Here is an 8,413-nt window from a genome sequence, read left to right as displayed (position 1 = left end):
TCTACATTAATTTCTATAGACCAGTAAAGTAAGCACAATTTTATTTTCCAATCTCGTATTTTTTTCATTACTTGTCCCTGAAGTTTATCTTGTCTAAACTACTGCAAATTAGCTTGTCTCACAACATGATTTCCCCTTTGCTCGCCCAGCGCGCGGTGCCGTGCTGTCCGTCGCCGACGGTTTTGGATTTGATTCCGTTTAGAGTATAATAATGGGCCAGCAGGGAAAGGAAGCCGATAACCCCGAACATGGTGGCCGCGGCGGTCAGCGTGATGATTTGGGATGTTTGCATGGGACACCTCCTCATGGGTGGTTTTGCTTGCTGTTTGTGGAGAAGGATTTGCCTTTCTACAGCATGAGTCTTTGTGACGCCAAACCCGTATGCTCCGCCTGTCGAACATTCCCGTCCGCTTTTTGCAGGCAAAGCGTTTCGGTATTCTGTTTGAGTCCTTCAAGGCAGACAAAAATCTGCGACCTGACGCAGTCCAGCGCAAGGCGCAGGTAAGATGCGATGAGATTATGCTTGTCTTCCGGACTGCGGAGGCCGGCCGCGCTGATCTGGCGGTTGAGAGAGGCAGCGTCCTGCCGCAGGTCATCCGCCCTGGAGCGCAGCATGCCCCGGTCCCGGTGGGGACGGTAGCTGTCCGAAGCTCCGCAATGAGCTGCTCTATGGCCGCCGGCTGTTCCATCTGCCGGTATTGTCTTTGGGCGGCAAGCAGAGCTGCCGCCGCCATGACTTCCAGATGCTCCGTCACCGCAGGCGCCTTTCCCTGCGGCAATTTTCCATTTGCTATCAGGGGTTTCAGCTTTTCATAATGCTCCAGCAGCACAGCGTCCGGATTGTGCGCAGATATTAAAGATTTGCAGGTTTCATAAAGCCCGACGCAGATTTCCGGCAGGCACTCCAGCTTGGGATGGCCCTGTGCCGGGATGGATGCGGCGCTGTTCTTTGCTTTTAAGTCTTCATTCCAGTCCTTGTATTCCGGTTGCCGGACCGACACATTCCAGTATCCCCGCGCCTGGAGGATTTCGGTCAGCCGTCCCGCGGCTTCGATGCCCGCCTCGTCATTGTCCAGGCACAGTTCAACCTTTTGCAGGCGGGGGTTTAATTCAAGCTGCCGCAGCAGGGCGTGTTCGGCCACGCCGTCCAGGGCCACATAGCTGTTTTGCTTCCAGTCCTCCGGGTAGAGTGTGATAAAGGACAGCATATCTATGGGCGCTTCAAACACATACAAGGTGTCGTTAGCGCCTATATGATGGAAGCTGTATGCTGGGTCGCTGCCTTCCACGTTGCCCCGGTAGCTGCCGCCCACGGTGTAAAGCCCCCGTTTGTGCGCATGCCTCGGGACGCCGTTTTCATCATACCCGACAAAAACGGCGTTGTGATATTCTTTTATTTTATCCGCGGACCGCTCGCAGCTTTCATAAAGCATTTTCGTCTTTGCAAAATGGGCGATAACATCCCGGTCTATGAACCGCTGTTTGATCAGGTACGCATAGACGCGGCGCATGTCGCTGTTCATTTCCGGCAGCGCAAAGGGCTTGCGGGGAGCCGGGGCGCTTTTATGGGTTTGATTCCATTCCACGCACCCTTCGCCGCCCAGGAGCAGCGTCACCGCCTCCGGAAAGGACAGGCCGTAGAATTCCCGCACGAAGTCGATGGCGAGGCCACCTTCCTCCCGGCTGTGCCTGTACCATTGGTTGCCCCGGATGGTCACGCTGTCATGCCGCTTCCAGCGCCAGTCCCTTCCGGCGCGGGTGAGATGCTCTCCCTGGCGCCGCAGGAAGTCCGCCAGGTCAACGGCGTTGGCTCGGCGTATTTGTTCATCGGTGAAGGGAATGTATTTTGCCATGATATCCCTCTCCGGTCAGCGTTTCCGTTTGCCGTGTCTGCGAAAAAAAGCCGCCCTTTGCGGGAGCGGCTTGCGATTAGAAGGCAAACGCGGGATAAGCGCTTTATCTTTTTTGCGTAAATATTCTTTCATCATGGAAATCCCTCCTGTTAATAGCTTTGGCGAGGTTCGCGATCATCATAGGCGTGGCCCTGGGCCGCTTTTTTCTGCGCCAGCTTTTTGCGCAGCTTGCGATCCACCTGCATAACGCCTCCGTCAAATCGCTTTTGCTCGTCGCGGAAGATATTGCCCAGGTGGTGCATGAGCCGTGTGGCCGCCAGCAGGACCGACGGTTCGCGGAAGGAGTCCACGCGGTCGAGGAAAAACTGCGCATAGATGTTTCCCTGTCCGGCTGACAGAGAAAGCCAGCGTACCGCGGCCTCCCGGTCCCTTGGAACCTCATGCCCCATAAGGTAGAGCTTTCCGAGCGCATACTGCGCATATTGATTCCCCTGTTCCGCAGAAGCAGTCAGCCACTTGACGGCCTCATCCACATCTTTGGGAACATCCTTTCCCAGTATATAGAGCTTGCCCAGCCTGTACTGGGCGAATGAATTGTCCTGCATTGCGGACTTTGCCAGCAGTTCTACGGCCTTCGGAACATCTTTGGGCATATCCTCTCCAGTAAGATACAGCTTTGCCAGCACGTATTGGGCATGGACGTTGCCCAGCCGGGCCGTCTTTTCAAAATATGCAGCCGCCGCGGACACATCCTTGGGAATATCTTCTCCCGCGAGATACATGTCTGTTTCCATATCCTCATCCGGCTCAAAAGTGAAATGGTGGCCGCCGATGCTCATTGCCTCGGCGATCACCATATTTTTTATGCTCTTGAATTCCTTCCGTCTGGAGAGAGGCAGCGGATCGGGAAGCATGTCGGCATAGGTGCGCAGCACTTCGTTGCGCAGCTCGCACCATTTTTCGTAGCACCGGGCCACCCGCTCATCCCTGGCCAGCTCGTCCACGATCTGATCGACGACCGCCTTGAGGGGCGCTTTCAGATAGCCGTATTTCTTTTTGCCGGAGGTGTGCTTGAGCCGCTCCGCCAGGCGCGCAATCAATTCCTCGATGGTTTTGTTTTCGCAGACTCCCGAACTTATCTGACCGATGATTTCCCGCATGGACTCCCGGCTTTGTCTGGTCAGGGCGTCGCGGCGCTTCGTCTGTTCGGAATAAATCTGAATAAGGTCCTGTTTGAAGATTTCCCTTGCCAGGCTGCTTCGCATGTTTTCAATGCCCTGTTTGGTGAGATAGGCTTCCGTGGAGTTAACGGAGTATGCGATTAAATGTACGTGAGGATGATGACCCTCGTTATGGTAGGCGGCGTACCAGCGGAGATTTTCCGGGGCAATCTTCATCTGCTCCGCGATATGGTTACGCTGTCCCCGGATCAGGTCCCGCCACGCTTTGGCGTTGTCGTAGCCGAGCCGCGTCGCGTCCTCCCGGCGCAGGGAGATGACATTGGTCCACACATTGCCGGCGTGATTGGCAACTTCCTCCGCCACTTTGGACAGCACCACAGGCAGGTCGGCGTCGGTAAACAGGCCATGGCTGCCAAGGGCCTCCGCCCCCGGACGGTTGGCGATGTATCCGACATAGTTTTCGCGCTTGCCGAGGAGATCGAGGTTTTGCTCCAGCGCCACGGCGATAAACTCCGACGCGTTTTCCCTGGTCTTATCTTTAAGGTAGTCTTCGTACTCGAATAGGCCGGCCGTGTCGGGAAGCTTGCTTATGATTTCTGCGATGAGCCGCTGTTGTTTTTTGGTGGCGGGAAGCAGTCCCGTGCTGTCCGGCACTTTTTCCACGCCCTCGCGGGTGGCAGCGTATTCTATGAAATTGGCAAGGTGTTTCGGCGCGTTTTTCAGGTAACGGCATTTGAAGATGATCCTCGGCATGGTTCGTCACCCTACTCGCCCTTCTGGAATTTCACCACGTCCTCGAAGGTGACGGCGCCGACGGATTTCTTCACGTCGTTCACGCACTTGCCCCGCAGCCTCTGCAGCAGGGCTTCGTCAATCTCCGCGTTGGAGGCGATGATGTTCATCATCATGGACATTTCCACCGCCAGCTTGAAGAGCAGGCGGGCGATCCTGTTCTCCGAGCTTTCCACCACCCCGGCCATGGCGGAGGTTAGGGCGGCGGGCAAATACTTCATGCTGTTTTCCGCGGAGATGTAGCCGCAGTAAAACAGGATCGCCTTTTCGATGAACTCGCTCTGGCTGCCGCAGTTGTCCTTTTTATACCATTCCTTTACCTGCTTCCGCGTTTCCGGGCGCATCCACAAGGGGAATTTCTTTTTGTTTTCTTCTGCCATATTGTCTACCTCCATTCCGGCACGCGTAGACCGCGACGTCTATTGCGACACCTGTAAAAAGCCTTCGGCTATAGGTTTTGCCGCGTTCCGCGACTCCTGACCCGACTCCAAAGGGCAAAATCCGACCCAGGCGGAAAACGTCCTTCAGCCCGCGTTGCGGGCTGATGTGAGCCGAGGCGGAGGCGTTTGCGACCCCGCCTCTTTAACCTGCATCGTTTTCGACCCCATGGTTCACCCCCCAAAAGGGAGGGTAGCTTCCATGCCTGCGTCCGCTTTTTTGTTTTCCCGCTCACAAAGCCCCGATACGGGGCGTTATTCTGCCCGCAGGTGTTATGATGTCACCCCCGCCGCAAAAAGCGGACACAGGGGTACACAGGCGGCGACAGTGCGTCCAAACCGCATTTACGCATTCCCGCCCGCGCTGTTGTTTTTCGCCGGTGCCGATGGAGCGGGGCATGAGGGACGGTTAGGCCTTTCAGGTTCCGGGAACTTCCGGCTTTCAATGTATTCCCGGACGGGAGCGGGAACGTGTTCTTCGTAGAGCTTCTGGAGAAAATCCTCCAGCTCGGCCTGAAACTCCGTGTCCTCTTTGCCCATGTACTGGCGGATGGCGCGAAGCTTCTCGGCGTCGTATTGGATTTGGACGGTTGATTTTCTCATAGTAGGTTCACTCCTTTACAAAATTTCTGTATCGCAGGAAAAAGTGAGCCATGTTGGTGTACTTTCCTGACCCGCCGTCATAACGGCAGCAGGAAAATGAGCCAACATGGTTACAATTCCTCCAGCGCACGGATAAGGCTGCCGGGGAGATCGGACAGCCGAACACCATCATCCGTTTCCCCTGGCAGCGTGGTTTGCGGTGGCGGCGCAGCATTTCGCAGCTCGTCCCTGACCGCCTGCCGGACAACCTGCTCCAGGCTTTCCGTCTGATGTGCCGTCAGGATGCTGGTAACCACATACTCGGTGCGCTGCCTGCTGGCCTGCCGCGCAAACAGTGTCTCGGCTTCCCGATGTCTTGGGTTGTCCATATCGAAGGAGAGATAATATCGTTTTCGCCCGGACATAGGCTCACCCCATCAAAAGCCTGAAGCCGTCCGCATTGGCGAACCGGTTCAGCACCGCCACAGTATTGATGTCGCTCCTGCGCAGCATGAGTTCGAGCAGTTCCGCACCACCGCCCGCGAACACCGTGGGGAGCCGCAGGTCAAGTCCGCGCTCCCGGAGCGCATTGAGCAGCTCCTTGCAGTAAGCCGCCACAGCTTGTTCCACCACAGCATGGATCAATTTGCTGTCAGCGTGCTGGATATCCCCGCGGATCGCGTCGGTGATAAGTTCGTCCGACAGGAGGATGTCATTGCGCTGGAGCGTATCCTGAATCCGGCTGTAGAGGGTAATGGTTCCCATGCGCAGGCTGGCGCAGCTCGATCTGTCCAGCCGTAAGTCATGGAGTGTGAGGATATCCACCGTATACCCGCCGATATCCACCAGCGTGATGCTTCGGTAATCCTTCAGCTGCGGATAATACCGGCACAGCGCCGCATGACCCTGCGCGAACACCTTGCACTCAGCGATGCGGCAGCGGTAGGACGTTCCCTCAAACAGGAACGAAACATTGTCACGCAGAAAATATCGCCGAAATGCCTCCTTCTGCGTCCCGTAGCTGTCAATGGGCAGGCCCACGCCAAGGGCGATTTCCGCGCTTGTGGTTCCCGCGCGCTTCATCGCATCCGCGATTGCCGGCAGCGTCAGCATAAAGGTATCCGGCTCTCTGGTCTTGTCCTGCTGAAAACGCATGCGGCGCTCACCGACGGCGTAATATCTGCCCTCGTAGAAGAGCTGCATGTCCGGCGTGATGAATTCCTTGTCGCTTGCAGTGTATCCGGAGGCATAGAGCATCCCCTCCGAGGATTTGGTGTTGTAGTTTCCGTTGTCCACACCAAGCTTAATCATTAAAATTAACACCTCCTTTTTCCTTTCCGCTGTTTACATGCTCATGGTCATGCCCTGGGTTTCTTCCTCGGCAGGTCCCTCCGTCCCGGTCTCAGCTTGCGGAGAGGAAGGCGCCTCGGCCGTTGCCTGCTCACGCTGGCGGCGGGTCTGCCTTGGCTGGCGCTGCGGTTCCGTCTGCCGTTCCTGGGCTTCCGGTCCTGGCATCTGTTCCTGGGCAGGCTCCTGTCCGATCCTGCTTTCCACATACTCCCGGACATGGACGGGGACGATCCTCTTATAGGTTTTTTCAAGGTAATCCTTCATCTCCCGTTCGATGTCCAGCTCTTTTTTGCGCATAAAAAAACGGAGGGCCTCCAGCTTCTCCGTGGGGAACAGTATCGTAAGTTCCGTTTCTCTCATGTCTCATTTCCTCCTTTCTACGGCAGATAGCTTCTTGGATTTTGGATTTCTCCATTGATGCGCACCTCAAAATGCAGGTGCGGGCCGGTGCTTCTTCCGGTGCTGCCAACCTCCGCGATGATGTCGCCGGCCTTGACCGCCTGACCCTCGGTGACGAGGATTTTGGAGCAGTGGGCGTAGAAAGTGACAAAGCCGCCGCCGTGGTCGATGGCTAAATGATAGCCGTAGCCCGTGGTCTTATAGCGTGCAAACAGCACCGTGCCGTCCAGCGCAGCGCGGATTGGCGTCCCTTGGGGCGCGGCCAGGTCGATGCCGGAGTGTCCTTTGTGCCGACCAGTGAATGGGTCGGTCCTGTACCCGAATTCCGAAGTCACCATGCCGCGCCAGCCTTCCCCCAGGGGAGAACAGAAGCCGTCGGCTCCGACAAAGGGCGCGTCAGACAGAGGCAGTCCGTTTGACCAGGCGTTGAACGCCTCCCCATAGGTGGGGATGCTGCCGCCGTACAATACGCGGTGGTAAATCTCCGAAGCGTTGGCCCGGTCCTCATGGGTGATTGTCCTGCCCAGGGTGGTTTGGAGGTTGGCGTAAATCTCCGGCAGGGATTTAAGCGGCACGGCCACGGTGTAGGTTTTACCGGTTTTGTTGCCGTCCTCATCCTTTTCGGCGCGGGTTTCGTACCGCACGAAGCAGTCGGCGAAGGCCCGGTAATCCGAGGCGTCCATCCGCAAGTTTTCAGCGCCGAAGAACAGAGAATAAAAAACCGCCTTTATGCGGGTGGCGTCAAGCTGCCCGTCCTCCACCTGCGAAGATATGTCGGCGATGGCGGCGTCAAGCTCCGAAAAGCCGTTGCGCATCTCCCGGATATGGGCGGCGTAATCGGCGGGGACCCGGGAAGAGATCGCGCCGCCGTTGAAGCACAATTCTATGGCGTTGCTGTTGTGATCCGCCGCAGCCGAGAGCAGGCTCACGATCATCACGACGATAAGGATAAAGGGCGTCGGGATGGCGGCAACAAGAACGCCGGCAGCCTTCCATGTCCTTTTGTCGGTTGCCGCGGCGACGGCCGCCCTGACCGCAAGGGTGATGGTTGCGGGATCAGCCATGCTCTCACCACCATTTCAGGCCAAACAGGTTCTCCTGTTCCGGCTTCTGTTCCTCGGCCAGCCGGATGGATTTTTCCACCGCCTGTTCCAGAACCTCGGTGTCAAAGCCCGCGCTTTCATAGCCTTCAAAGATGGTGTTCAGGTAGTGATCCGAGGGCGCGCCGAAGGGATGCCCGTCGTTCATGATATACGCCATGGCGGGAACGATCCCGCCTTTCAGCTCCACATTGAGGATTTCCTTGCGGTAAAAGTGGGGATATCCCTCGTAGCGATCGAGAGCCTGCAGGTCTTTTTCCTTCAGCGTCCATAAAAGAACAGGCACACGGCCGCCTTTGCAGGGTTCCACCGTTGCCACCGCGCTATGGCGGCTGCCTCTGAACAGCAGCTCATAATCCTTAAGCTCGCTTGTCCCGACTACTTTGGCGGTGGGGCAGCGGCAGGCCATCTGCGTCAGGTTGAGGTTGCTGCCGTAGGCGATGTATAGGGTTTTGCTTTTCATTTTCTCTCATTCCTCCTTGCTACATGGACATGGAAAGGCCGGGTCCTTCTTCAGTCCCGGCCTGTTCCATGTCTGTTTGATCTTGTTCCTGTGACGCCTGTACGGCCCCGGCGGCCAGCGCCAGTTCCTTTTCTTTTTTCTGCCTTAGCCTTTGTTTTTGCCGTTCCGCCTGGGCGGGGTCTTTCCACGCGATGCAGCCGTCCAGATGTTCCAGGAGATGAAGCCGGGCGGTCTTGAATTCGTCGCCGATAAGGCC

At 56.8% G+C, this 8,413-nt stretch carries 10 protein-coding genes and 1 pseudogene; all 11 read right to left on the bottom strand.

From position 1 onward, the window contains the following. Positions 1-118: 118 nt before the first annotated feature. A complete protein-coding gene (locus HPY74_18440; protein ID NSW92603.1) occupies positions 119-292 on the bottom strand; it encodes a hypothetical protein in 174 nt (57 codons plus the stop codon). 56 nt (positions 293-348) lie between these two features. Beyond that, positions 349-1,853, bottom strand: a pseudogene (locus HPY74_18435) (DUF3991 domain-containing protein). Positions 1,854-2,002: 149 nt separating this feature from the next. Next, positions 2,003-3,787 carry an SEL1-like repeat protein gene (locus tag HPY74_18430; protein ID NSW92602.1) on the bottom strand — a complete coding sequence of 595 codons (1,785 nt, stop codon included), beginning with the start codon at positions 3,785-3,787 and terminating at the stop codon, positions 2,003-2,005. An 11-nt stretch (positions 3,788-3,798) separates the two neighbouring features. Then, positions 3,799-4,206 (bottom strand): hypothetical protein, encoded by a 408-nt coding sequence (locus HPY74_18425; protein ID NSW92601.1) that lies wholly within the window; start codon positions 4,204-4,206, stop codon positions 3,799-3,801. Between the two features lie 402 nt (positions 4,207-4,608). After that, positions 4,609-4,866, bottom strand: a complete 258-nt coding sequence (locus tag HPY74_18420) for a hypothetical protein (protein ID NSW92600.1) — start codon at positions 4,864-4,866, stop codon at positions 4,609-4,611. A 110-nt stretch (positions 4,867-4,976) separates the two neighbouring features. Next, entirely contained in the window at positions 4,977-5,270 is a 294-nt protein-coding gene (locus tag HPY74_18415; GenBank protein NSW92599.1) for a plasmid segregation centromere-binding protein ParR, read from the bottom strand. A 4-nt stretch (positions 5,271-5,274) separates the two neighbouring features. Next, entirely contained in the window at positions 5,275-6,156 is an 882-nt protein-coding gene (locus HPY74_18410) for a ParM/StbA family protein (protein ID NSW92598.1), read from the bottom strand. A 33-nt stretch (positions 6,157-6,189) separates the two neighbouring features. Next, positions 6,190-6,555 (bottom strand): hypothetical protein, encoded by a 366-nt coding sequence (locus tag HPY74_18405; protein NSW92597.1) that lies wholly within the window; start codon positions 6,553-6,555, stop codon positions 6,190-6,192. A gap of 17 nt (positions 6,556-6,572) precedes the next feature. Further along, positions 6,573-7,658, bottom strand: coding sequence for a M23 family metallopeptidase (locus HPY74_18400; protein ID NSW92596.1), 1,086 nt, complete (start codon positions 7,656-7,658; stop codon positions 6,573-6,575). Between the two features lie 4 nt (positions 7,659-7,662). Further along, the gene (locus HPY74_18395) at positions 7,663-8,157 is read right to left on the bottom strand and encodes a gamma-glutamylcyclotransferase (GenBank protein NSW92595.1); all 495 of its coding nucleotides are present in this window, start codon (positions 8,155-8,157) and stop codon (positions 7,663-7,665) included. 19 nt (positions 8,158-8,176) lie between these two features. Continuing rightward, on the bottom strand, positions 8,177-8,413 hold a 237-nt coding region (locus HPY74_18390; GenBank protein ID NSW92594.1), incomplete at its 5' end, for a virulence associated protein.

Source organism: Bacillota bacterium, assembly GCA_013314855.1.
Classification (GTDB): Bacteria; Bacillota; Clostridia; order Acetivibrionales; family DUMC01; genus Ch48.
Note: the sequence above shows the minus strand (reverse complement) of the source record. Positions and strands in the feature narration are given on the sequence as shown.